Raw genomic sequence first — 25,266 nt, 5'->3', positions numbered from 1 at the left:
CAAGCGAACATGACTCAGAACCCGAACCTCGCAGCGCTGAGCGCCGCGGGCGTATCCGTATGGCTCGACGACCTGTCCCGGGACCGGTTGCAGACCGGCAACCTGCAGAACCTGATCGACACCCGCAGCGTCGTGGGCGTCACCACCAACCCGTCGATCTTCCAGGCGGCGCTGTCCAAGGGCGACGCCTACGACGGTCAGATCAAGGAGCTTGCCGAGCGCGGCGCCGACGTCGACGCCACCATCCGCACGGTGACCACCGACGACGTGCGCAACGCGTGCGACCTGTTCGCGAAGACCTACGAGGCCTCCGGCGGGGTGGACGGCCGGGTCTCGATCGAGGTCGACCCGCGGCTGGCGCACGACACCGACAAGACGATCCTGCAGGCCATCGAGCTCTGGAAGATCGTCGACCGGCCCAACCTGCTCATCAAGATCCCGGCCACGCTCGCCGGTCTGCCCGCCATCACCGCGGTGATCGCCGAGGGCATCTCGGTCAACGTCACCCTGATCTTCTCGGTGGAGCGGCATCGCGCGGTGATGGACGCCTACCTGGAGGGTCTGGCGAAGGCCAAGGAGGCGGGCCACGACCTGTCCAAGATCCACTCCGTCGCTTCGTTCTTCGTCTCCCGGGTGGACACCGAGATCGACGCCCGGCTGGACAAGCTCGGCTCCGCGGAGGCCCTGGCCCTGCGCGGGCAGGCCGGTGTGGCCAACGCCCGGTTGGCCTACGCCGCCTACGAAGAGGTGTTCGGCGGTGAGCGGTTCGCCACGCTCAAGGAATCCGGTGCCCGCGTCCAGCGGCCGCTGTGGGCCTCCACCGGCGTCAAGAACCCGGACTACTCCGACACCCTGTACGTCACCGAACTGGTCGCCGCCAACACGGTGAACACCATGCCGGAGAAGACACTGGAAGCCGTCGCCGATCACGGCGTGATCACCGGGGACACCGTCACCGGTACCGCCGAGGCCGCGCAGCAGGTCTTCGACAAGCTGTCGGACATCGGCATCGACCTCACCGACGTGTTCCTGGTGCTGGAGAACGAAGGCGTCGACAAGTTCGAGAAATCCTGGGGCGAACTGCTCGAGGCCACCCAGGGACAGCTGGACGCCGCGAAGCGATGAGCCCCACCACCGCCACAGGTCCCGTCTGGCACAACCCGTTGCGGGACAAGCGCGACAAGCGGATGCCCCGAATTGCGGGACCATGTGCGGTGGTGATCTTCGGCGTCACCGGCGACCTGGCCCGCAAGAAGCTGATGCCGGCGATCTACGACCTGGCCAACCGCGGCCTGCTGCCGCCCAGTTTCGCGCTGGTCGGGTTCGCCCGGCGTGATTGGGCGGACGAGGATTTCGGCAAGATCGTCTACGAAGCGGTCCAGCAGCATGCCCGCACCCCGTTCCGCCAGGAGGTGTGGGACCGGCTGGCCGAGGGATTCCGGTTCGTCCAGGGCACATTCGACGACGAGGCGTCGTTCGAGCGGCTGAAGGACACCTTGCACAAGCTGGACGCCGAGCGCGGCACCAGCGGCAACCACGCGTTCTACCTGTCCATCCCGCCGAAGGCGTTCCCCCAGGTGTGCGAACAGCTGTCGAAGTCCGGGCTGGCCGAGAAGCCCGAAGGTAGCTGGAGTCGGGTGGTGATCGAGAAGCCGTTCGGGCATGACCTCAAGAGCGCCGAGGAACTCAACGCCGTCGTCAACAGCGTGTTCCCGGAGTCCTCGGTGTTCCGCATCGATCACTACCTGGGCAAGGAGACGGTCCAGAACATCCTCGCGTTGCGGTTCGCCAACGAATTGTTCGAGCCGGTGTGGAACTCGCACTACGTCGACAGTGTGCAGATCACCATGGCCGAGGACATCGGCCTGGGTGGTCGCGGCGGCTACTACGACGGGGTCGGGGCGGCCCGGGACGTCATCCAGAACCACCTGCTGCAGCTGCTGGCGCTGACGGCGCTGGAGGAGCCGGTGAGCTTCTCCCCCGCCGAGCTGCAGGCCGAGAAGATCAAGGTGCTGTCGGCGACGAAACTGGTTGAGCCGCTGGAGGAGACCACCTCACGTGGGCAGTACGTCGCAGGCTGGCAGGGTGGCGAGAAGGTCGTCGGCTTGTTGGACGAGGAGGGCTTCTCGCAGACCTCGACCACCGAGACGTTCGCGGCCATCACGCTGGAGGTGGACACCCGCCGGTGGGCCGGGGTGCCGTTCTATCTGCGTACCGGAAAACGATTGGGCCGCAGGGTGACCGAGATCGCGCTGTTGTTCAAGCGGGCACCGCACCTGCCGTTCGACGCCACCATGACCGACGAGCTGGGCCAGAACGCCCTGGTGATCCGGGTGCAGCCGGACGAGGGCATCACGCTGCGGTTCGGGTCCAAGGTGCCCGGGCACATCATGGAGGTCCGCGATGTCAGCATGGACTTCTCCTACGGTTCGGCGTTCGCCGAGGAGTCGCCGGAGGCCTACGAACGGCTGATCCTCGACGTGTTGCTGGGTGAGCCGTCACTGTTCCCGGTCAACGCCGAGGTCGAATTGTCCTGGAAGATCCTCGATCCCGCGCTGGAGTACTGGGCGACGCACGGAAAGCCGGACCCGTACGAGTCCGGGACGTGGGGCCCCGATTCGGCGTTCGAGATGTTGCGGCGGACCGGCCGGGAATGGCGGCGGCCGTGATGATGCGAGAAGGAGCCCAGTCGTGATCGTCGATCTGCCCGATACCAATACCGGTGCCATCAACAAGAAGATCGTCGCGCTGCGCGAAGAGGGTGGTGCCATCACGCTCGGCCGGGTGCTGACGCTGGTGGTCGCTCCCGACAGCGAGTCGCTGCTGGAGGAGTCGATCGAGGCGGCCAACGCGGCCAGCCGCGAGCATCCTTGTCGCGTCATCGTCGTCATCCCGGGTGACCGGCTGACCACCGAAGCACGGTTGGACGCCCAGCTGCGGGTGGGTCGCGACGCGGGTGCCAACGAGGTGGTGGTGCTGCGGCTGTCCGGACCGCTGGCCAACCATGCCGGCAGCGTGGTGATCCCGTTCCTGCTGCCCGACACCCCGGTGGTGACGTGGTGGCCGGATCTGGCGCCGCGGGTGCCCGCGCAGGACCCGCTGGGCAAGCTGGCGATCCGGCGCATCACCGATGCCACCAACGGCGAGGACCCGTTGGCGTGTATCAAGAGCCGGCTGGCCGGATACACCCCCGGTGACACCGACCTGGCCTGGAGCCGCATCACCTATTGGCGGGCGCTGCTGGCCGCCACGCTGGATCAGGCGCCTTACGAGCCGATCACCTCGGTGCTGGTGTCGGGGCTGAAAGAAGAACCGGCCCTGGACATCCTGGCCGGCTGGTTGGCCGGCCGGCTGGACTGCCCGGTGTCCCGTGCGGTCGGTGACCTCAAGGTCGAACTGACCCGGGCGAGCGAGACCATCGTGCTGAGCCGCCCGCAGACCGGCGTGACCGCGACCCTGACCCGCACCGGGCGCCCCGACGCGCAGATTCCGTTGGCGCGCAGGGAAACCCGGGACTGTCTGGCCGAGGACATGCGCCGGCTGGATGCCGACGAGATCTATCTGGAAGCACTGCAGGGAATCGACAAGGTGGCCTATGTCTGATCACAACCAGCCCGAGCGGGTGACCGAAACCTACCTCGACGCAGCCGAATTGGCCGCGGCCGCCGGCGCCCGGCTGGTGGGCGCCATCACCTCGGCGATCGCGAACCGCGGCGAGGCAGCGATCGTGTTGACCGGCGGGACGGTCGGGATCGCGCTGCTGCGCCACGTCGCCGGATTCAGCACCGAGATCGACTGGTCGAACGTCCAGTTGTTCTGGGGTGACGAGCGTTTCGTGCCCGCCGCCGACGACGACCGCAATGTCAAGCAGGCCCGTGAGGCGCTGCTGGAGAGCATCGACATCCCGGCGGCAAATGTGCACGCCATGGCGGCCAGCGACGGCGAGTTCGGCGACGATATCGACGCCGCCGCCGCGGCATACGAGGAACTGCTGCCCGCCGAATTCGACGTGCACCTGCTGGGCATGGGCGGTGAGGGGCACATCAACTCGTTGTTCCCCGACACGCCTGCGGTTCGGGAAACCAGCCGGCTCGTCGTCGCGGTGACCGACTCGCCCAAGCCGCCGCCCCGGCGGATCACCTTGACCTTGCCCGCCGTGGCGCGTGCCCGCGAGGTGTGGCTGGTGGTCGCCGGTTCGGAGAAGGCCGAAGCCGTCGCCGCGGCGCTCGGCGGCGCCGCCCCGGTCGACGTTCCGGCGGCCGGAGCCGCGGGCAAGGAGAAGACGGTGTGGCTGCTCGACGAGGCGGCCGCCGCCAAGCTGTGACGGCTCACTCGGCGCGCGGCGCGGCGTCGGAGTGCGCATCGCGGTAACCGGCCAGGTACTCGGCTGCCGCTTCGCCCGTCGGTAACTCGTCCCGCCAGCGGAATGTGCATGAATGGCTCATCTCCGTTCAGACGCAGCATCCCCCGCCGAGGTTCCCCGGAACGTGCCTCGGGACGCTCTAACCGGAGTTGCGCAGCGCGGTGGCCAGCCCACTCATGGTGAGCAGGATGCCGCGCTGCACCAGCTCGTCGGTGTCCCCGGCCCGATGCCGCCGCAGCAACTCCACCTGCAGGTGATTCAGCGGTTCCAGGTACGGGAAACGGTTGAAGACCGACCGGGCCAGGGCGGGGTTGTCGGCCAGCAGGTCGTCCTGACCGGTGATCAGCCGGTGCATCCGGATGGTCCGGTCGTGCTCGGCCAGGATCTTGTCGAAGACACGCGCCCGCAGCGCCTCGTCCTGCACCAGTTCGGAATACCGTGCGGCCAGCCCCATATCGGATTTCGCCAGCACCTGCGCCATGTTCGACAGCACGGTCCGGAAGAACGGCCACCGCTCGTAGAGGTCCTGCAGCACCTCCAGGCGCTGCTTCTCGTCCTGCGGACCCTTCGCCGTAATGAACTCCTCGAACGCCGTGCCGGTGCCGTACCAACCGGGCAGCATCACCCGGGATTGGCTCCAGGCCAGCACCCACGGGATGGCCCGCAGGTCCGAGATGGCCGTGGTCGGTTTGCGTGAGGTGGGCCTGCTGCCGATGTTGAGCGCGCCGATCTCGCTGACCGGAGTGGAGGCCTTGAAGTATTCGACGAAACCCGGTGTCTCGTGCACCAATTCGGCGTATGCCCGCTGGGCGCGGGCGGCCAGGTCGTCGAGCACCTGGTAGGCCGGCTCGGCCGCCTCCCCCAGCCCCTCGACATCGAGCAGGGTGGATTCCAGGGTTGCCGCCAGCAGCGTCTCCAGGTTGCGGTGGGCGATCCGCGGCTCGGCGTACTTCGCGGCGATCACCTCGCCCTGTTCGGTGATACGCAGTGAACCGTTCACCGCACCCGGCGGCTGGGCCAGGATCGCGTCGTAGCTGGGGCCGCCGCCGCGGCCGACGGTGCCGCCGCGACCGTGGAACAGCCGCAGCCTGATGCCGGTCTTGCGGGCGGATTCGACGAGATCGAGTTCGGCCCGGTACAGCGCCCAGTTGGCCGCCAGGTACCCGCCGTCCTTGTTCGAATCCGAGTAGCCGAGCATGATCTCCTGGTGGTCGTCGCGCGCGGACACCATGGCCCGGTACACCGGCAGGTCGAGTACCGCCTCCAGGATCCCGGACCCGCGCTGCAGGTCGTCGATCGTCTCGAACAGCGGCACGATACCCACCGGGGCGTACGGGTACTCACCCGAAACATCCAGCAGCCCAGCCTCTTTGAGCAGGACGGCCGCCTCCAGCATGTCGGAGACCGACTGGCACATCGAGATGATGTAGTTCGGCACCGCCTGCGGTCCCAGGATCTTCACCGCGCGCGCCGCGGCGGCGACGATGCCCAGCTCCTTGCGGGCCAGCTCGGACAGTTCGGCGCCCTCGCCGATCAGCGGCCGCCGGGTGGCGATCTCGGCGGACAGCAGCGCCACCCGCTCGTCCTCGGGCAGCGAGGCGTAGTCCGGGTGCACACCGGCCCAGGCCAGCAGCTCGGCGATCACCTGCTCGTGCACCTCGGAGTTCTGCCGCATGTCCAACCCGGACAGGTGGAAACCGAAGACCCGCACCGCTTCTCGCAGTCGGCTCAGCCGATCGTCGGCCAGCACGGCGCTGCCGTTGGCCCGCAGCGACGCATCCACGACGTCGAGATCGGCCAGCAGCTCGGCGGGCGTGACGTACGGCGGCAGGCCGAGATCGAGCACCTCCCCTGGCTGCTCGTCGAGGATGGCCGCGGCGGTGGCGGTCAGCCGGGCGTGGATGACGCGCAGCGCGCGGCGATAGGGTTCGTCGGCACGGGCCGGCTCGGTACACAGCGCGGTGAGGCCGAGCAGCTCCTCGGACACGTGCACCAGCCGCGCCGACATGGACAGTTCCTGTTCCAGCGCCGTGAGCTCGCCGAAATAGTGCGCGATCGCGGTGTGGGCGGCCCGCCCGGTGGCGAGCCGGACGATATCGGCGTTGACGTTGGGGTTACCGTCGCGGTCGCCGCCGATCCACGACCCGGGCCGCAGGATCGGCTCGGCCAGCAGTCCGGCGCCGGGGAACAGCGTCTCCAGCGCGGTCCGTACCTCGGCGTTGACCTTGGGGATCACCTCCAGGAAGGCCGCCTGGTAGTAGCGCAGGCCCGTCTCGATCTCGTCGGAGATCTTCAGCCGCGACAACCGCACCAGCGCTGTCTGCCACAGCGTCAGGATGTGCCTGCGCAGTTCGGTCTCGATATCGCGGCCGTCGGCGGTGCTGGTCTGGCCGTGCAGCCGCAGCCGCATCAGCTCGGTGATCCGATGCTGGGTGTCGAAGACGGTCCGGCGGCGGGTCTCGGTGGGGTGGGCGGTGATCACCGGGGAGACCAGCGCACCGCGCAATGCCTGACCGACGGCGTCCACGTCCAGGGCGGCATCGGCCAGTTTGCCGTAGGTGGCGGCCAGGCTGCTGTCCTGCGGTGGTTCGCCGGAGGCGACGTGCACGGCCCGGCGCCGTTCGCGGTGGATGTCCTCGGCGACGTTGGCCAGCAGGGCGAAATGGGTGAACGCCCGGATCACCGGGATGGCCAGGTGGATGTCGATACCGGTGAACAGCCGCGCCAGGTCGGTGCGGTCGAGCTCGGAGCGGCGCACCTGGAACGAGCCGACCCGGGCCCGTTCCACCAGATCGAAGACCACCTCGCCGTTCTGCTCGCGGACGGTATCCCCGAGGATGGCCCCCAGCAACCGGATGTCCTCGCGCATCGGTTCGGTGGCTTCCCGGCCGACGCTCGTACGCCGCACCGATCCGATCGGTTCGAGCACCGTGTCCACCCGTCCGTTCTCAGCCATGCACACGATTATCGACGGGCTGCTGCGGCCACGCATGACGAGACTGCCGGTATCGGTCAGCCACCGGCGGGCACGATGGGTGTCGGCGGCGCGGACGTGCCGGTCGGCGGGGTCTCCGACGGCGCCCGCGGCGCGGGCCGGCCGGTCGGCAAAACGATTGGCGGGCTTGGTGTTTTGTCCGTCGCGTCATCGCCTGCGATGGAGTCGAGCTGCGGCGGCCAGTCCACCGCGGTGGGCGGCCAGCTCTGCGCCGACGAGCCGGAACCGGTGCCCGGCGGCGCACAACCGGCCGCCGCGCCGAAGTCCCCCGCCCCGGTGCAGTCGGCCGCCGCCGGCGGCGCCAACAGCACCGCGACCGGCAGCACGGCGGCCATCATCCAGCGACGGTTCACAGCGTCAGGATGTCCCCGTAGGCGTTGACGCTGTCGTCGGATTTGTCGGTGTCGATCATCGCGGTGGAGAAGAATCGGATGGACACCGGACCACCACACGCGTCGACCTTCACATGTGCGTCGTGCACCACGATCTCGCCGGTGCGGCCCTTGAGCGCCTTCTTGCCGAGCCCGATATTGGTGATGGTGCCGGGCAGCAGGTTGATCGAGACATTGCCGCCCAGATCGGCGTACGGGCCGATGTCGTTGAGCACGTTGCTGCCGTTGAAGCCGGGACTGACGCCGATATCGGCGTCGCCGCCGACGCTGCCGCCCTCGCTGAGGTCGATCTGGCAGCCCAGTTGCAGCCCGAACACCAGAGTGCCGGAGTTCACCGCTTCCGCCCCGCTGCCGGCGATGTCGGCCTCGGCCTTACCGGTGACGAAACCCTCGCGGGTGAATGCGGTGGCCGCCATATTGGGCACCGAGTTGATGGTCATCCGGGTCAGCCCGACACTCAGGTGCCAGCCGTCGTCGGTATCGGCGGACTGTGTCACGTCGGCGACGGGCAACGGATCGGCCCGCGCCGTCCCGGCCGCCACGCACAGCAGCACGGCCGCCGCGGCGGCGGGCGGGAGAATTCTGGGCACGCCGCGAGCCTAGGAGCGGGTGCTGAGTGCGGGCTGATACCCGGCTATGTCAACCTGTGCCGCGGTGTAGCGGCCCGACGCGGCCGGTGATCAGACGTTGTACTTGATCCGCAGCGCCATCCCGACGATGGACACCACCCAGATGCCGACCACGAAGTAGGTCAGCCGGTCCAGGTTCTTCTCCACCACCGTCGAGCCGGACAGGCTGGACTGGACGCCACCACCGAATAGGGTGGACAGGCCGCCACCCTTGGCGCGATGCAGCAGCACCAACAGCACCACCAGGACACTGGTGACGACGAGGGTGATCTGCAGAGCGAGTTCCATGGCGGTCAGCCTACCGGGCCCGAAATCACGGCAGGGGTCCGCCCGCCGCAATCGCCGACAGCGTGGCGAACTGCTCACCGTCCAGCGAGGCGCCGCCCACCAGGGCACCGTCCACGTCGGGCTGTGCCACGATCTCGCCGACATTCTTGGCGTTGACCGAACCGCCGTAGAGCACCCGCACCCCGGCGGCGATCTCCGGTGATGCCAGCGTCACCAGCTCGTCGCGGATCGCCTTGCACACTTCCTGTGCGTCGGCCGCGCTGGCCACCCGGCCGGTGCCGATCGCCCATACCGGCTCGTAGGCGATCACCACCTGGCTGATCTGCTCGGCGGACAGCCCGGCCAGCGAACCCTTGAGCTGGTTCACGTTGTAGGCGACGTGCTCACCGGTCTCGCGGATGTCCAGTCCCTCGCCGATGCACACGATCGGGGTGAGCCCGTGCTTGAGCGCGGCCTTGGCCTTGGCGGCCACCAGTTCGTCGCTCTCGGCGTGGTAGGTGCGGCGCTCCGAATGGCCGACGACGGCGAAGGTGCAGCCCAGTTTGGCCAGGAAGGCACCGCTGATCTCACCGGTGTAGGCACCGGAATCGTGCTGGGAGACGTCCTGGGCGCCGTAGGTCAGGCGCAGCTTGTCCCCGTCCACCAGGGTCTGCACGCTGCGCAGATCGGTGAAGGGCGGGATGACGGTGACGTCGACCTTGTCGAAGTACTTGTCCGGCAAGGCGAAGGCGATCTTCTGCACCAGCGCGATGGCCTCGAAATGGTTGAGGTTCATCTTCCAGTTGCCGGCGATGAGCGGCTTACGGGCCATGTATGTCCTTAGTCCAGAACGTCGATGCCGGGCAGGGTTTTGCCCTCGAGGTATTCCAGCGACGCGCCGCCGCCGGTGGAGATGTGCGAGAAGCCGTCCTCGGGCAGTCCGAGCAGTCGCACCGCGGCCGCCGAATCGCCGCCGCCGACCACGCTGAACGCGCCCTTTTCGGTGGCCCCGATGATCGCCTCGGCGACCCCCTTGGTGCCCGCGGCAAACGCCGGGAACTCGAACACGCCCATCGGGCCGTTCCAGAAGATCGTCTTGGCGTTCGACAGCAGCGCGGTGAACCGCTTCACCGACTCGGGCCCGATGTCCAGGCCCATCTTGTCGTCCGGGATCCGGTCGGCCGCCACCGTCTCGGCGGCCGCGTCGGCGGCGAACTTCTCGGCGGCCACGATGTCCACCGGCAGGTGGATCACGTCGCCGTAGGTCTCCAGCAGTTTCTTACAGGTGTCGATCATCTCCTCCTGGCACAGCGAGGAACCCACCGAAAGGCCCTGTGCGGCAAGGAAGGTGAAGCACATACCACCACCGATGACGATGCTGTCGGCCTTGGTGGCCAGGTTTTCGATGACGGCCAGCTTGTCCGACACCTTGGACCCGCCGAGCACCACGGCGTAGGGCCGCTCGGTCGAGCTGGTCAGCTGCTGCAGCACCGTGACCTCGGTGGCCACCAGCGTGCCGGCATAGTGCGGCAGCAGGGTGGCGACGTCGTACACCGAGGCCTGCTTGCGGTGCACCACCCCGAACCCGTCGGAGACGAACGCACCCGGCGACCCGTCGGCGCCCTCGACCAGCCCGGCCAGCGCCTTGGCCAACCCGAGCCGCTCGGCATCGTCCTTGCTGGTCTCCCGCGGGTCGAAGCGGATGTTCTCCAGCAGCAGCACATCCCCGTCGGTCAGGCCCTCGGCCCGGGCCAAGGCGTCGGTGCCGACCACATCGCCGGCCAGCTGGACGTGGCGGCCCAGCTTCTCCCCCAGCGCCGCGGCGACCGGGGCGAGCGAGAACTTGGGGTCCGGCTCGCCCTTGGGGCGGCCCAGGTGGGCGGTCACCACGACCTTGGCACCGGCCTCGGCCAGCGCCTTCAGCGTCGGCACCGAGGCGATGATGCGGCCCGGATCGGTGATGGTGCCCGAGTCGTCGAGGGGGACGTTCAGGTCGGAGCGCACCAGCACGCCCCGACCTTCGACACCCTCTTTGAGCAGATCAGAAAGCGTGGCAACCACTGTGTCTCTATCCCGTCGCTTCGCTCGCCCCGATTACAGCGACTTACCGACCAGCGCCACCAGATCGGCGAGACGGTTGGAGTAGCCCCATTCGTTGTCGTACCAGGACACGACCTTGACCTGGTTGTCGATCACCTTGGTCAGGCCCGAATCGAACAGCGAGCTGTGCGGGTCGGTGACGATGTCGCTGGACACGATCGGTGCGTCGTAGTACTTCAGGATGCCCTTGAGCGGGCCGTCGGCGGCCGCGGCGAACGCGGCATTGATCTCCTCGACGGTGCCGGTCTTGGACACCTCGGCGGTCAGATCGGTCACCGAACCGGTGGGGATCGGCACCCGCAACGCATACCCGTCCAGCTTGCCCTTGAGCTCCGGGAGCACCAGCCCGATCGCCTTGGCCGCACCGGTGGAGGTCGGCACGATGTTGATCGCGGCCGCGCGGGCCCGGCGCAGGTCGCTGTGCGGGCCGTCCTGCAGGTTCTGGTCCTGCGTGTAGGCGTGGATCGTGGTCATCAGGCCCTTGACGATGCCGAACTCGTCGTTGAGCACCTTGGCCAGCGGGCCCAGGCAGTTCGTGGTGCACGAGGCATTGGAGATGATGTTCTGGCTGCCGTCGTACTTGTCGTCGTTGACGCCCAGCACGATGGTGATGTCCTCATCGGTGGCCGGCGCGGAGATGATGACCTTCTTGGCGCCCGCGTCCAGGTGTCCCTGCGCCTTGTCGCGCTTGGTGAAGATGCCGGTCGACTCGACCACCACGTCGACACCGAGGTCACCCCACGGCAGGGCCGCCGGGCCCTCCTTGACGGCCAGCGCCTTGATCTTCTGGTCGCCGACCACGATGCTGTCGCCGTCGACGCTGACCTCATAGGGCAGCCGGCCCAGGATCGAGTCGAATTTCAGCAGATGCGCCAGCGTGGCGGTCGAGGTCAAGTCATTGACGGCCACGATCTCGATATCGGTGTTCTTACCGGCGGCCTTCTGCGCATCCAGCGCGCGGAAGAAGTTACGCCCGATCCGGCCGAAACCGTTGACGCCTACCCGGATGGTCACGTGATGTCTCCTTGACTAGTCGGCGGTGCACTGCTCGCACGTCAGCCTAGTGGTCCGGCTTTCGTCGCGTGCGAGCTGGTCAGGCGTCCGGGTCGTGCAGGGCGAGCTGGTCGATGTCGTGTGCGTCACGGCCCCGGCCGGTCAGGTCGGCGATCAGACCGGCGTCGGACAGATCCATCGGCGCGGAGTGTTTCCAATCGTGGTGGGCCACCTCGTTGAGCCTCTTGGTGATCTCGTGATCGGTCACCTCGATGGCCAGTTCCCGACGGTGGTCGAAGCTGCCCGGGGAGAAGTTGATCGAGCCGACGACGGCCCTTTCGTGATCGGCCAGAATCATCTTGGCGTGCAGTTTCATGTGCTTGAGCCGGTGGATCTTGATGCCCACATCGTCGAGGATGCGCATCCCGCTGACGCCTTCGACGAGCTTGCCGTCCTTGAGGTGATGCGCGGCGCGCGCCATCACGTGCACCTTCACGCCGCGGCGGGCCGCCCGCACGAGGCGTTCGATGATCACCGGGTCCTGGTAGCGCTCGTTCTGCAGGAACAAGGTGTGCTTGGCGCTGTCGATGAAGTCGGCGATCCGGTGCCGGCCGTTGGACGGGCACCAGATCAGGTGGGCGCCGGTGCCGGGATCGAAGTCTTCGCGTGCCCAGTCCGCCTCGAAGCAGTCGATGATCTCGGCGACCTCATAGGCGCTGGGCGTGACGACGGCGTAGTCACGGGTGAGGGTGAAGTTCTCCTCGGTCCAGTTCAGCGATTCGACGAAGGCGTGCTCGTCGTCGACCACCATCGACTTCTCGTGCGTCAGGTCGAAGGCGGGATTGCTCTCCCGCACCTCGATACCGAACCGCTGCAACATCTCCCGGGCGGCGTCGTTGTCGGTCTCGCCGTCGCGCCGCTCGGGATTGAGCATCACCTTGACATCGACTCCGCGCCGGTGGGCGGCCACCACCGCGTCGAGCAGCGGCCGATGGCTGAAGGCGAACATCTTGATGCGCACCGAACGGGTGGACCCGTGAATGGCGTCGAGCACCGGCTGCGCGGAGTCGTCGGGCAGGATGATCAACGATCGCGTCACGGTGTCTCGTCCTCGTATTGGATGCGGTGCAAGTCGGCGTATCTGCCGCCCGCCGTCAGCAGCTCGTTGTGGGTGCCCTCCTCGACGACGCGGCCCTCCTCGAGCACCACGATCTTGTCCGCGTCGCGGATGGTGGACAACCGGTGGGCGATCGTGATCACCGTCCGGTCGGCCATCAGCCGTTGCAGGGCCGACATCACCAGGTGCTCGGATTCCGCGTCCAACGCTGCGGTGGGTTCGTCGAGGATCAGGATGGGGCTGTCCCGGATGAGGGCGCGGGCGATGCCGATGCGCTGGCGCTGCCCGCCGGACAGCGTGAGCCCGCGGTCGCCGACCGCACTGTCGTAGCCCTGCGGCATCTCGGAGATGAACTCGTGGGCGTTGGCCAGTTTGGCCACCTCGACGATCTCGTCGTGGTCGGCGTCGGGCCTGCCGAAGGCGATGTTGTCGCGGATGGTGCCGCGGAACAGCACGGTGTCCTGCAGCACGTAGGCGATCTGGCGGCGCAACTCGTGCAGTTTGTAGTCGCGCAGATCCACACCGTCGATCCGGACGGTGCCCACACTCGGGTCGTAGAACCGCGGAATCAGGCTGACCAGACTGGATTTACCGCTGCCGGTGTGCCCGACGACGCCCACCAGTTGGCCCGGCGCCACCTCGAAGGTGACATCGCGCAGCACCGGTGTTTCGGCGTTGTAGCTGAACGCCACCCGCTCGAAGCTGATGGCGCCCTTGATGCGGGCCGGCTCGACGGCGTCCGGCTTCTCCTCGACCGTGGTCTCGGCGGTCAGCAGCTCGTTGACCCGGTCCACCCCGACCGAGGCCATGGCGATGGTGTTGGTGAGCTTCGCCAGGTCCTGAACCGGTTTGAAGAACGACACCAGATAGGAGATGAAGACGGTCAGGGTGCCCGCCGTCATCGCCCCGGCGAGGATGAGCGCCGAACCGCGCCACAAGACCAGCGCGGTGCAGGCGGCCACGACGACGGCGACGATCGGTGATACCACCGATTTCACCCGTCGCGCGTTCAGTGCCGCGTCCACCGCCTGTTGGCCGGCCAGGGCGAGTTGGCGCTCCTGAAGATCCTCCCGGTCGAACGCCTTGACCACCCGGATGGACTGCAGTCCTTCCTCGGCGACCGCGACGATGTCGGATTCCCGTCGGCGCACCTCGTGGGTGGCCGCCTTCACGGCCTTGCGGATGCGGGAGACGAACAGCAGCAGCAGTGGCGCCACCGCGAGCGCGACGAGGGTGAAATCCCACTGCAGCCACAGCATCACGACGAGCATGCCGAAGATGGTCAGCAGATCGGTCGCGATACCGAGGGTGGAGGCCGACGCGAAATCCTGGATGGTGTCGACGTCATCGGTGAGGGTGCTCAGGATCGGCCCGACGCGATGAGTGTCGAAGTAGTTCAGCGACAGTTGTTGCAGATGGTGATAGGCCCGGGTACGCAGGTCGTTGCCGATGCGCTGGCCGACGGTCTCGGTCAGGTAGTTCGCGGCGTAGGTGGCCAGGGCGGCGATCACCGCGATGACGATGACCATGATCGCCGCCAACCCGGCGATGTGCATCCGGCCCTCGCCGCCGAGCATCGGCTGCAACAGCCCGTGCAACCAGCCCGGCAGCGGGTGGTCGCCGACGACGCTGTCGAGCACCACCTTCAACGGCCACGGCGCGGCCAGGCCCATCGCGATCTGGATCAGCAGCACCCCGAAGATGCCGGCCACCAACCACCGGTAGGGGCGGATCAACTCAAGGATCAGCCTCATCGCGACCGCCGCCTCTGTGTGGGATGAACCGGGTTGGGTTGACGTCGAAGTTTGTCGCCACACAGTACAACGTCGGGTTGACGCGGGAGTGAGACGCGAGCACGCGTCCGAACATCGCACGGACGTCTCGGCGCGCTGCGCAACACCTGTGCATTTTCCCACAATGTGCTGGTAGCGCGAGGCCGGCCGGAAAGGCCGCCCAACCCGATTCACCGTATTGCCGACACGGGTCGTATGGATCCGAAAGCGCAGTTCCGCCGTGGCACGGAACGCGCGAGAGGATTTACCGATACGGCGCGTGCGCGGCCGTGCGGCGAAATCGCTCGCCGTCGCGGCAAACACGTTGCCGGCGGCGAGTTTTGGCCGGTTCGGCGGTTGGCTGAAAATGCGTTACGCGGACCGGAAACCATTTACGTGATATGCGTAACCAGTTGCCCGACACTCTATTACGACGCCCGGAGGAATTATCCCGATGCCTGCGGGCGCGACGACGACATTTGCGGTCGATGCGCGAACCGTCGAATATGGCGTCCGGTAATTATTGTCGGCGGCAATTCGCCAGGGCTACCTGAAAATCGTCGTCGGTTGAGCGCCGAATCGGTGCGTTAAAGTCCTCTGACTCCAGCTGGGAGGCAATTGAGCGCCAGGAGTGGGACATGCCGCTGAACCGCCACCACGTCACGTCGTTGCTGCACACCATGACCATTCCGCTGCTGGTCGCGTCCGTGGTCGCCACCTCGGCGGGGTTCGCCGTTCCCGTACCTGTCCGTCCCACGGCGGTCACCCAGGCGGTCGAACTGACCGCCTCCATCGATACCTCCTCGACGACGGTGGGCATGGCCGACTCCAGCCTGTACTTCATGGACCAGGCCGACCTCGACACGGCGATGCAACAACTGCAGTCGATGGGCGTCACCCAGATCCGGGTGTTCCTGCCTTGGCGTGCAATGGAACCCGCCGACGGGACCTACAACTGGACGCAGGCCGACCAGCTGCTCGACACCGCGGCCTCGTACGGCATCGCGGTGGACGCGGCGATCACCAGCACCCCGACCTGGGCCTCGCCCTACGGTGGTCTGGTGGCCGACGGCGCCCCGCGTGCCGCATCGGATTACGCCTCCTTCGTCTCGGCGGTCGCCTCCCGTTACGGGACGGCCGCCAACAACGGCGAGGCCAAGATCGCCGCGTACGAGATCTGGAACGAACCCAACGGCTTCACCGGGTGGTACCCGACACCGGACGCGGCGGCCTACACCGCGCTGCTCAAGGCCGCCTATACCGCGATCAAGGCGGTCGACCCGAAGGCGACGGTCGTCGGCGGCGTACTCGGGGCGGGAATCAGCATCGGCACCGCGACCATCGACCCGGTCACCTTCCTCACCCAGATGTACGCCGACGGCGCCGCCGGCTATTTCGACGCGCTGGCCTTCCACCCGTACAACTACACCAGCCTGTTCTCCGCGGGTTCGACATTCGTCAACTCTGCCCTGCAGCAGCTCGAGCAGATGCGTGCGGTGATGCAGGCCAACGGCGATGCGGCCAAACTGATCTGGGCCACCGAGTACGGTGAGCCGTCGACGCAAGCGGGCGAGGCCAACCAGGCCGCCTATATCCAGGACTTCCTCACGACGTGGGCGACGCTGTCGGGGGTCGGGCCGTCGTTCATCTACTCGCTCATCGACACCGCTACCGGCTCGAGCACCGCCGAGGACAACCTGGGCGTCTTCACCGACACCTGGACCGCCAAACAGGCCGTGGCCGTCATCAAGGCCTGGATCGCGGCGCATCCGATCACCACCGGGGCGTCCGGCCCCGCACAGGTCCTGAGCCAACTGGTCACCGCGGTCGCCCGTGTGGTGCACTCCGTCGTCGTCGGTGTCACCAAACTGGTCAGCGGAGCCGTCGCGGCCGTGCGCCAGCTCGCCACCGGTGTGGTCACCGCGGTGAGCAATCTACTCAAATCGCTGCCCACCGCGCTCAAAACCACCACGGCGAAGACCAGCACCGACGCTCTCGCCGTCAAGACCGCCGCTACATCGGTGTCGTCTGCGGCGGTCCCGGCCACCGAGAAGGTCACCAAGAAGGTCACCAAGAAGGTCACCGACAAGACCGACAGGACCACCGGCGTGGGCGTCACCCCCAAAGAAGAGGCACCCAACACCGGGCGTGGCCACCCCGAAAGCTGTTGACGCGCAGGCCGACTCGTCGGAGCCGTCGGCACCCCCGACCGGCGCCACCGCCGGCTCCGGCACCGACCGCGAACCGGACAAGGCGGCGCGGCACACCACGCACCGGTACACCGGCCCCGGACGGCACCGCGAGGCCGCCTGAGCAGCAGGGGGTCAGGCGTCGTCGAGCAGATCCGGCGTGACGGCCGACTCGGTATCGGGGATGCCCTCTTGCTTGGCCTTGCGATCGGCCATCGACAACAACCGCCGGATCCGGCCGGCCACCGCGTCCTTGGTCATCGGCGGCTCGGCCAGCCGGCCCAGTTCTTCCAGCGACGCCTGCCGGTGTTCCACCCGCAGCCGGCCGGCCTGGGCCAGATGATCGGGCACCGACTCACCGAGAATGTCCAGGGCCCGCTCCACCCGTGCGGCCGCGGCGACCGCCGCCCGCGCCGAGCGGCGCAGGTTGGCATCGTCGAAATTGGCCAGCCGGTTCGCCGTCGCGCGCACCTCGCGCCGCATCCGGCGTTCCTCCCACGTCAGCCGGGTGTCCTGGGCACCCATCCGGGTGAGCAGGGCGCCGATCGCCTCACCGTCACGGACCACCACCCGGTCGCTGCCGCGCACCTCACGGGCTTTGGCGCTGACCCCGAGCCGCCGCGCGGCACCGACGAGGGCCAGGGCGGCCTCCGGGCCGGGGCAACTCACCTCGAGGGCCGAGGAGCGGCCCGGCTCGGTCAGCGAACCGTGCGCCAGAAACGCACCCCGCCAAGCGGCTTCGGCATCGTTGATGCTGCCGCCGACGACCTGGGCGGGCAGCCCGCGCACGGGACGGCCCCGAAGGTCGAGCAGGCCGGTCTGGCGGGCCAGCGCCTCACCGTCCTTGGCCACCCGCACCACGTAGCGGGTGCTCTTGCGGATGCCGCTGGCCGACAACACATGCACCACCGCGTTGTAGCCGTACAGGTCGAAGATGTCCTTGCGTAACCGCCGCGCGATGATGCCCAGGTCCACCTCGGCTTCCACCACCACCCGGCCGCCGACGATGTGCAGCCCACCGGCGAAGCGCAACAGCGAGGACACCTCGGCCCGGCGGGCACTGACCGAGTTCACGACCAGCCGGCTCAGTTCGTCCTTCACCTCAGCTGTCATCGCCACGACTCGTCACCCCTCGATACGTTCACCGTCGATTGCCCGTGTACTCCCTCGACCGGCCGGGCCGGGGTGGGAGCAGAGGAATCGCTGTCATCTGGACGTGATGCCCTGCCCCGCAGCCGGACCCGCTCCAGTGCGGCGGCCAGCATCGATGGATCATGTAACTGTGTACCAGGCCGGGACACCGCAGCAAACTCCACGTTCGCGCCGAGGTTGGTCGCCGTGCGGATCAGCTGCTCGCGCTCCCGGTCGCTGGGCACCCGCGCCGAGTCCACGATGATGTCGTCGACGGTGAATCCGGGCGCATGCTGAGCCAGCACGTGGATGTGCCGCTCGGCCGAGAAGCCGGCCGTCTCGCCCGGCTCGGCGGCCAGGTTGAGCACCAGTGCCCGCCGGGCGGTGGTGGCCTGCAGGGCGGCGGCCAGCTGCGGCACCAGGACATGCGGGATCACGCTGGTGAACCAGGAGCCGGGACCGAGCACCACCAGGTCGGCGGCCATGATCGCGTCCACCGCCTGCCGGGTGGCCGGCGGATCGCCCGGCAGCAGCCGGACCCGGCGCACCTTGCCGACGGTGGTGGCCACCGCCACCTGGCCGCGGATGACCCGGAACATCCGCGGGTCGGTCTCCAGGCCGGCCACGTCGGCCTCGATCTGCAGCGCGATCGGGCACATCGGCAGCACCCGGCCCTTGAGGCCCAGGATCTTGCCGAGTTCGTCGAGGGCGGCCACCGGGTCGGTCAGCACCTCGTTGAGCCCGGCCAGGATCAGATTGCCGATGGGATGCCCGGCCAGTGCCCCGCTTCCGCCGAACCGGTGCTGGATGATCGTCGCCCACAGTCTGCCGTGCGGGGTGTCAGAGGCCAACGCGGCCAACGCCATTCGCAGATCACCGGGTGGCACGATATCCAGCTCGCTGCGCAGCCGCCCCGACGAGCCGCCGTCGTCGGCGACGGTGACCACGGCGGTGACGTGCGGGGTGAGCCGGCGGGCCGCCGACAGGGTGGCGTACAGGCCGTGCCCGCCGCCGAGGGCCACCACCCGGGGGTCGGCCGGCCGCCTCGCCTGCGGGAAGTCGCCGGCCGCGTGCGGGTCCGTCATTCGCGCCCCAGATCGCGGTGCAGCACCCGCACCGTCAACTGTTCGCCGCCCTGCAGCCGGCCGGCCAGCGCCTCGGCGATCGCCACGCTGCGGTGCTTACCACCCGTGCAGCCGATGGCCACCGTCATGTATCGCTTCCCCTCCCGGCGATAGCCGTCGATGACCACGCCCAGCAGCCGATGGTAGGTGTCGAGGAACTCCGCGGCGCCCTGCTGGCCCAGCACGTAGTCCCGCACGGCCGGATGCTGGCCGGTGTGCGGACGCAGTTCGTCGACCCAGTGCGGGTTCGGGATGAACCGGACGTCCATCACGGTGTCGGCGTCCATCGGCAGACCGTACTTGTAACCGAACGATTCGACGGTGATGTTGGTGTGTGCGACCGTCTCGCCGCCGAAGGCGCGTTCGATACTCTCCCGCAACGCCGGCACCGCCAGCGTGGAGGTGTCGATCACCAGGTCGGCGGCCGCGCGCACCGGCGCGAGCATGGCCCGTTCGGCGGTGATGCCTTCGGCCAACGTCTGATTGCCCTGCAGGGGATGACTGCGCCGGTTCTGTTCGTAGCGACGGACCAGCGTCTCGTCGGAGGCGTCCATGAACAGCACCCGCGGTTCGATGCCCCTGGTCCCGAGTTCGGTACGCACCGAGTCCAGGTCGCCGGTGAATCCCTTGGACCGCACGTCCATCACCACGGCCAGCCGGGTGATCCGGGACCCGGCGTCCAATCCCAGGTCGACCATTCTGGCGATCAGCTCCGGCGGCAGGTTGTCGGCCACATACCAACCAAGGTCTTCGAGCACCTTGGCGGTGGTACCGCGTCCCGCGCCGGAGAGCCCGGTCACGAGGACGACCTCGATACCAGATTCGTCACTCATATGCTGGTCTGTCACCCCGATGCCTGTTGGTTACTGGGTTGATCTTGGTGGTCTCGATCATTGTCGATAACTGCGGCTGCCGCGCCGGAATCGGGGGCGACCGGGTCGTCGGCGGTGGCGCCGAGTGCCTCCAGGACCGCCCGCGCGGTGGCCACCCCGATGCCGCGCACGGCGGTGATCTCGTCGATACTGGCCGCCGACAGCCGCGACACCGATCCGAAATGGGTGACCAGCGCCTTGCGCCGGTGCTCCCCCAGCCCGGGCACCGAATCCAGCGCCGAGGCCGTCATCCGCTTGGAACGCTTGCTGCGGTGATAGGTGATGGCGAACCGGTGGGCTTCGTCACGGATCCGCTGCAGCAGGTACAGGCCCTCGCTGTTGCGCGGGAAGATCACCGGATCCGGCGACGAGCCGTCCAGGTTGGGAACCCACACCTCTTCCAGCCGTTTTGCCAGACCGATCACCGCGACATCGGTGATGCCCAGTTCGTCGAGCACGGTCGCCGCGGCGTTCACCTGCGGTGCGCCGCCGTCGACGACGTACAGGTTGGGCGGATAGGCGAAGCGCCGCGATCGGCCCTCGGCCACCATCGGCCGCTCGGCGTCGGCGATGTGCCGCGCGAACCGGCGCCGGGTCACCTCGGCGATGGAGGCGACGTCGTCGGAGCGGCCGCCGCCGGCGGCCTCACGGATGGCGTAATGCCGGTAATCGGACTTGCGCGGCAACCCGTCCTCGAACACCACCATCGAGGCCACCACGTCGGTGCCCTGCACGTGGCTGATGTCCACGCATTCGATGCGCAGCGGGGCATCGTTGAGCCCCAAAGCATCCTGGATGCTTTGCAGCGCTTCGGATCTCGCGTTGAAATCACCGGCGCGCTTGAGTTTGTGCTGGGCCAGTGCCTCTTTCGCATTGCGGGCGACGGTCTCGGCGAGCGCCAACTTGGCACCGCGGACCGGAACCCGCAGCGACACCCGCGACCCGCGCAATCCGGACAGCCACTCGGCGAGTTCGTCGGCATTGTCCGGAAGGACCGGCACCAGGACCTGTTTGGGCACCGGATTGGTGGCCTCGTCCTGATCGGCGGCGCCGTCGCCGAGTTCGGCCTGATCGCCGTAGAACTGGGTGAGGAATTGCTCGACCAGCTGCGCCTCGGCGGATTGCCCGGCGTCCGAGCCATTTTCGGCCTCGGGCTCGGCCGTCTTCTCGACCACCCAGCCCCGCTGACCGCGGACCCGGCCACCGCGGACGTGGAACACCTGCACCGCGGCTTCCAGTTCGTCGGCTGCGAAGGCCACCACGTCGGCGTCGGTGCCGTCGCCGAACACCACGGTCTGCTTCTCCAGTGCACGTTTGAGCGCCCCGATGTCGTCGCGCAGCCGCGCGGCCCGCTCGAAATCGAGTTCCTCGGCCGCCGCGTTCATCTGCCGCTCCATATCGCGCACCAGCCGGTCGGTCTTGCCCGCGAGGAAATCGCAGAAGTCCAGCACGATCTGGCGATGCTGTTCGGCGCTGACCCGGCCGATGCACGGCGCCGAGCACTTGTCGATGTAGCCCAGCAGGCACGGCCTGTCGATCTGGCTGTGCCGCTTGAACACTCCCGCGGAGCAGGTGCGCGCCGGGAACACCCGGGTGAGCAGGTCGACGGTCTCGCGGATGGCCCAGGCGTGCGAATAGGGCCCGAAGTAGCGCACCCCCTTGCGGCGGGGGCCGCGGTAGACGAACAACCGCGGGTACTCCTCGTTGAGGGTCACCGCCAGCACCGGATACGACTTGTCGTCGCGGTAGCGGATGTTGAACCGCGGGTCGAACTCCTTGATCCAGTTGTATTCCAACTGCAGCGCTTCGACCTCCGTGGACACCACGGTCCACTCGACGCTGCCCGCCGTCATCACCATCTGCCGGGTCCGCGGCGCGAGCCCGGCGATATCCGCGAAGTAGGAGTTCAGCCTGCTGCGCAGGCTCTTGGCCTTGCCGACGTAGATCACCCGGCCGTGCGGATCCCGGAAACGGTAGACCCCGGGTTCCACCGGGATGGAACCCGGCGCAGGCCGGTACGTCGCTGGATCGGGCACGGGTCCAGGTTAGAGCGTGTCGATGTAACCGCAGAACGCTGCGGCCTTGGCTTCGTAATTGCGGTAGATGTCGTAACTGGCCGCGCCGGGCGACAACAGCACCACATCGATGCCGGGCAGCCCCGCGGCCAGCCGTACGGCCTGCTCCAGGCTCGGCACCCGGTGGGCACGGTCGGCATGCGAGCGCGCGAACCGGGTCCCGATCAGCGCGCCGTTGGACGGTCCTTGGATCAGCGTCACCCGGCGCTGCCCGCTGCACAGGTAGTCGTCGAGTTGGCGGTAGTCGAGCTGGCGGTCCATGCCGCCGACGATGAGCGCCACGTGCGCACCGGCCGGCATGGCGCGCAGCGCGGCGACCACGCTTTCCCCCGTGGTGGCCAGCGTGTCGTCGACCCAGCGGGTCGGCCCGGTGGTGCGTACCGTCTGCAGCCGGTGCGGCAGTCCGGTGAAGGTGGCGGCGGCCGCGTCCAGTTCCGCGTCGGTGACCGGCCTGCCGAGCACCTCGGCCGCGGCGTGTACGGCCAGCGCGGCATTGGCCACGTTGTGCGGATAGGACATCACACCCGTTGCGCCCGGTGCCCGCGCGGTCGCCGGCTCCACCAGCCGCACCACCGGTGGCAGTGCGGTGATCCCGATGCCGTCCAGCGCGGTGACCACGTCCGGCGTGGTGATCAGCGCCCGGGCCCCGTGGTCGAAGATGTGCGCCTTGGCCGCGTAGTAGTTCTGGACGTCGCCGTGGAAGTCCAGATGGTCCTGGTACAGGTTGGTGATCACGGCCACCGCCGGTGAACTGCGCAGCAGCGCGCACTGCTGACTCGACAATTCGGCGACCACCCATCGGTCGTCGCACGGCTCGAGGCCGGACGCCGACAGATCCGACAGCGGCGTACCGATGTTGCCCGCCACCACGGCGGATGCGCCCAGGCTGGTCAGCAGGTGCGCCAGGAACGCCGCGGTGGTGCTCTTGCCCTTGGTGCCGGTGACGCCGATGGTGCGATCCCCGTGCCCGCTCAGGTACCAGTCGGCGGCGCTGGACACCTGCGGCCCGCCGCGGCGCAGCTCCTCGAACAACGGATGCCGCCACGGCACGCCGGGACTGACGAAGACGATGTCGACATCACGCAACAGGTACACCGCATCCGGGCCGAAATGTGCTGTCATCCGCGGTATTTCGGTTTCTGCCAGCTCGGCGGCCCGGTCGTCGACGGCGACGATGCGCTGGGCGCCGTGCGCGGCCGCGGTACGGGCCATCGACAGCCCCTCTTTGCCCAGCCCCCAGATGCCGACGACCCGACCCGCCAGGTCAGTCATCGAGCAGCTTCGCGTAGCGCGGCGGGATGTGATGGTCGGCCGGCGTGCTGTCCTGAGCGGCCGCGACGGCTTCCAATGCGCTGCGATGGGAGGCGAATTCGTCGATCAGGGGCAGCCCTTGCCAACTGTCGTCGTCCAGCACCGTCAGCATCGCCTCGGCGGCCTCGTAGTACTCCCCCACACACTCGAACGGTTTGTGCACACCGAGGCCGAGAATATCGGCGATACCGTCCCGCTGGCCGGGGTCGCCGAACAGGTTGGTGCCGAAGATCTCTTCGAGGCGGGCGCGGCCGAGCCGGGGGGCCAGCAGCACGAACACGAACTGGCATTTCGGGCAGTGCCCGCACCACGAGGTGGCACGGCGGGCGGGGTCCAGCGCGAACAGCCGGTTGCAGCTGGTGAAGACGCCGAAGTAGTCGGGGCAGGTGGCGAACCGGTCGGCGATCTGCGATTCGGACAGCCGTCGCAGCAGCGAGAAGTACCGGTCGGGATTGCATCCGTACTGCCCCAGCGTATCCCGCAACAAGGTCTCGTAGGCGATGCTCTTGGACCACTGGTGGTTGATATCGCGGCCCAGCCACTCGACGTTGCCCACATTCGACGAGCGTTCGTTGGACAGCACCACGGGTCCGAAACCGTTGGCGTCGGCCACGATCAGGCCGATCACACTGTTGATCGCGGTCACCGGGACGTGGCCGTTGTGGGCGCCGTTCGCGTTGGCCTCGATCAACCGGCGGTCGATGCTGCGCCGTACGTGCACGCTGTCCAGTCCGCTGACCTCGATACAGCGGTCGATAGGGTCATACCGGTTGACGCTGAACAGCACCGGCTTGACCCCGTGCCGGCGGAACGCCTCGATGCTCACCACCGAGTCCTTGCCGCCGCCCACGGGCACCAGCGGAGTGGCTCCCGGATCCCAGGTGTCGGTGGCGATCTCGGTCGTTTCGGCCTGCGGTCCGGTGACCTCCGGGCTCAGCGCGGCGGGCAGGTCGTTACGGTACGCGAACTCCCCGAGCCCACCCTCGACCAGGCGGCGCAGGTAAACCTTTTCGAATTCGTGAGTGGGAAAGGCGATTTCGATGCGTGGCGGAGCGGCGGCCTTGTAATAGCTCAGCGAACAGGTGAGCGCGAGCAACCGGGACAACAGCGGATGTGGTTGTGCGCCGGCAAGACTCGCGCCGAAATCGATCACCTCCGTGAAGCCGACCGGATCGGCGCCACGCAGGGTGTAATGCAGCTTCAGCGTGCCATCGACCGCCTGGTACCCGTCGATCACCAGCGCATCGAAGGTCTCGGGACGGAATTCGCTCATAACCGGCGATCCCCGATCGCGCTCACCGGATGGGTCTCGAATACCGGTGACACCCACCACGCCCGCCGCACGGCGTCCAGGTCGACCGGGTCGTCGGCAGTGGTGGTGACGTCGGCGCCCAGCAACCCGGCCGCGCGCAGCCGGGCCAGCCGGTCGGCGCCCAGGCCGATCCGACCGTCACGCGTGTCGCACAGCAGCGCACCCAACAGCGGCGCCCCGATGCGGCGACCGTCGGCCGGTACCGCGTCGGCGTGTCCGGCGCCGGCCAGCTCGCGTGCGGTCAGCAGCGCGTCGGCCCGGCTGGTGGTGCGGGCGGCCATCTGCTGCCAGTACGGCGGCGCCGCCACGCCGGCACGGGTGGCCAGGCTGACCGGCCGGGGGCGCACCGGTTCGATCGGTGTGCCGGTGACCACGAACTGCGGCGCCCCGGCCACGTCCACGACCAGCACGGTAACTGCCGCGGTGGCGGTGCCGTACCTGCGGTGCAGTTCGGTGGTGGCGTCGGTCATCGCTCGCCGCAACCCGTCGGCGGCGGGCATGGCGACCCCGAAGAATTCCGCGGGCTCGGCCAGCCAGTGCCAGAGGGCGTCGTAATCGGGTTCGCGTCCGGTCACGACCGGGAGTGTGACGGCGGGCTGGGTACCGAGACCCCCGATGAGTGCG

22 protein-coding genes are annotated in these 25,266 nt (G+C 68.2%); 6 read left to right on the top strand and 16 right to left on the bottom strand.

All coding sequences use genetic code 11. The features are described from left to right. Positions 1–9: 9 nt before the first annotated feature. The 4 genes from tal to pgl are packed head-to-tail and all read left to right on the top strand — an operon-like array spanning position 10 to position 4,324. Entirely contained in the window at positions 10–1,125 is a 1,116-nt protein-coding gene (gene tal, locus AWB94_RS27315; protein ID WP_062655526.1) for a transaldolase, read from the top strand. Then, a complete protein-coding gene (gene zwf / locus AWB94_RS27310) occupies positions 1,122–2,669 on the top strand; it encodes a glucose-6-phosphate dehydrogenase (RefSeq protein ID WP_062655527.1) in 1,548 nt (515 codons plus the stop codon). The genes tal and zwf overlap by 4 nt, the downstream gene beginning before the upstream one ends. 22 nt (positions 2,670–2,691) lie before the next feature. Continuing rightward, the gene (gene opcA, locus AWB94_RS27305; protein ID WP_062655528.1) at positions 2,692–3,603 is read left to right on the top strand and encodes a glucose-6-phosphate dehydrogenase assembly protein OpcA; all 912 of its coding nucleotides are present in this window, start codon (positions 2,692–2,694) and stop codon (positions 3,601–3,603) included. Continuing rightward, entirely contained in the window at positions 3,596–4,324 is a 729-nt protein-coding gene (gene pgl, locus AWB94_RS27300; RefSeq protein WP_062655529.1) for a 6-phosphogluconolactonase, read from the top strand. The genes opcA and pgl overlap by 8 nt, the downstream gene beginning before the upstream one ends. 178 nt (positions 4,325–4,502) lie before the next feature. Here pgl and ppc read toward each other — a convergent pair whose 3' ends face one another. The 9 genes from ppc to AWB94_RS27255 form a co-directional block, all read right to left on the bottom strand. Next, positions 4,503–7,319 carry a phosphoenolpyruvate carboxylase gene (gene ppc / locus AWB94_RS27295; protein WP_062655530.1) on the bottom strand — a complete coding sequence of 939 codons (2,817 nt, stop codon included), beginning with the start codon at positions 7,317–7,319 and terminating at the stop codon, positions 4,503–4,505. 56 nt (positions 7,320–7,375) lie between these two features. Then, positions 7,376–7,711, bottom strand: coding sequence for a hypothetical protein (locus AWB94_RS27290; protein ID WP_062655531.1), 336 nt, complete (start codon positions 7,709–7,711; stop codon positions 7,376–7,378). Beyond that, positions 7,708–8,292, bottom strand: coding sequence for an MspA family porin (locus tag AWB94_RS27285; RefSeq protein WP_062655591.1), 585 nt, complete (start codon positions 8,290–8,292; stop codon positions 7,708–7,710). Before AWB94_RS27285 ends, AWB94_RS27290 begins: the two co-directional genes overlap by 4 nt. A gap of 138 nt (positions 8,293–8,430) precedes the next feature. Next, positions 8,431–8,667, bottom strand: coding sequence for a preprotein translocase subunit SecG (secG, locus tag AWB94_RS27280; RefSeq protein WP_062655532.1), 237 nt, complete (start codon positions 8,665–8,667; stop codon positions 8,431–8,433). 25 nt (positions 8,668–8,692) lie between these two features. Continuing rightward, the gene (gene tpiA, locus AWB94_RS27275) at positions 8,693–9,478 is read right to left on the bottom strand and encodes a triose-phosphate isomerase (RefSeq protein WP_062655533.1); all 786 of its coding nucleotides are present in this window, start codon (positions 9,476–9,478) and stop codon (positions 8,693–8,695) included. Between the two features lie 8 nt (positions 9,479–9,486). After that, entirely contained in the window at positions 9,487–10,707 is a 1,221-nt protein-coding gene (locus tag AWB94_RS27270) for a phosphoglycerate kinase (RefSeq protein WP_062655534.1), read from the bottom strand. A 33-nt stretch (positions 10,708–10,740) separates the two neighbouring features. Continuing rightward, positions 10,741–11,760, bottom strand: a complete 1,020-nt coding sequence (gene gap / locus AWB94_RS27265; RefSeq protein ID WP_062655535.1) for a type I glyceraldehyde-3-phosphate dehydrogenase — start codon at positions 11,758–11,760, stop codon at positions 10,741–10,743. Positions 11,761–11,839: 79 nt separating this feature from the next. After that, the gene (locus AWB94_RS27260; RefSeq protein WP_062655536.1) at positions 11,840–12,838 is read right to left on the bottom strand and encodes a phospholipase D-like domain-containing protein; all 999 of its coding nucleotides are present in this window, start codon (positions 12,836–12,838) and stop codon (positions 11,840–11,842) included. Further along, the gene (locus tag AWB94_RS27255; protein WP_062655537.1) at positions 12,835–14,610 is read right to left on the bottom strand and encodes an ABC transporter ATP-binding protein; all 1,776 of its coding nucleotides are present in this window, start codon (positions 14,608–14,610) and stop codon (positions 12,835–12,837) included. The genes AWB94_RS27260 and AWB94_RS27255 overlap by 4 nt, the downstream gene beginning before the upstream one ends. Positions 14,611–15,266: 656 nt before the next feature. Here AWB94_RS27255 and AWB94_RS27250 point away from each other — a divergent pair. Both AWB94_RS27250 and AWB94_RS35280 read left to right on the top strand, forming a co-directional pair. Continuing rightward, positions 15,267–16,799: a cellulase family glycosylhydrolase gene (locus tag AWB94_RS27250; RefSeq protein WP_062655538.1), complete on the top strand. Its 1,533-nt coding sequence runs from the start codon at positions 15,267–15,269 to the stop codon at positions 16,797–16,799. Continuing rightward, positions 16,777–16,941, top strand: a complete 165-nt coding sequence (locus AWB94_RS35280) for a hypothetical protein (RefSeq protein ID WP_165605285.1) — start codon at positions 16,777–16,779, stop codon at positions 16,939–16,941. Before AWB94_RS27250 ends, AWB94_RS35280 begins: the two co-directional genes overlap by 23 nt. 11 nt (positions 16,942–16,952) lie before the next feature. Here the strand turns inward: AWB94_RS35280 and whiA are convergent, their stop codons facing one another. Genes whiA through AWB94_RS27215 form a run of 7 tightly spaced genes read right to left on the bottom strand, consistent with a single transcriptional unit; the run spans position 16,953 to position 25,217 of the window. Next, positions 16,953–17,930 (bottom strand): DNA-binding protein WhiA, encoded by a 978-nt coding sequence (gene whiA, locus AWB94_RS27245; protein ID WP_109762056.1) that lies wholly within the window; start codon positions 17,928–17,930, stop codon positions 16,953–16,955. After that, on the bottom strand, positions 17,927–19,033 hold the full coding sequence (yvcK, locus tag AWB94_RS27240) for a uridine diphosphate-N-acetylglucosamine-binding protein YvcK (protein WP_062655539.1): 1,107 nt from the start codon (positions 19,031–19,033) through the stop codon (positions 17,927–17,929). The genes whiA and yvcK overlap by 4 nt, the downstream gene beginning before the upstream one ends. Further along, positions 19,030–19,905 carry an RNase adapter RapZ gene (rapZ, locus tag AWB94_RS27235; RefSeq protein WP_062655540.1) on the bottom strand — a complete coding sequence of 292 codons (876 nt, stop codon included), beginning with the start codon at positions 19,903–19,905 and terminating at the stop codon, positions 19,030–19,032. The genes yvcK and rapZ overlap by 4 nt, the downstream gene beginning before the upstream one ends. Before the next feature lie 11 nt (positions 19,906–19,916). Next, complete coding sequence (gene uvrC, locus AWB94_RS27230; RefSeq protein WP_062655541.1) at positions 19,917–21,980, bottom strand: excinuclease ABC subunit UvrC; 2,064 nt, start codon at positions 21,978–21,980, stop codon at positions 19,917–19,919. Positions 21,981–21,989: 9 nt separating this feature from the next. After that, positions 21,990–23,291: a Mur ligase family protein gene (locus AWB94_RS27225; RefSeq protein WP_062655542.1), complete on the bottom strand. Its 1,302-nt coding sequence runs from the start codon at positions 23,289–23,291 to the stop codon at positions 21,990–21,992. Next, complete coding sequence (locus tag AWB94_RS27220) at positions 23,284–24,603, bottom strand: MurL-like N-terminal domain-containing (RefSeq protein WP_062655543.1); 1,320 nt, start codon at positions 24,601–24,603, stop codon at positions 23,284–23,286. Before AWB94_RS27220 ends, AWB94_RS27225 begins: the two co-directional genes overlap by 8 nt. Then, positions 24,600–25,217, bottom strand: a complete 618-nt coding sequence (locus AWB94_RS27215) for a hypothetical protein (protein ID WP_131805220.1) — start codon at positions 25,215–25,217, stop codon at positions 24,600–24,602. Before AWB94_RS27215 ends, AWB94_RS27220 begins: the two co-directional genes overlap by 4 nt. Between the last annotated feature and the right edge of the window lie 49 nt (positions 25,218–25,266).

It is taken from the genome of Mycolicibacterium canariasense, assembly GCF_002101555.1.
GTDB classification, from domain to species: Bacteria; Actinomycetota; Actinomycetes; order Mycobacteriales; family Mycobacteriaceae; genus Mycobacterium; species Mycobacterium canariasense.
The sequence above is the reverse complement of the archived record's forward strand: the minus strand, read 5'-3'. Positions and strand labels throughout refer to the sequence as shown.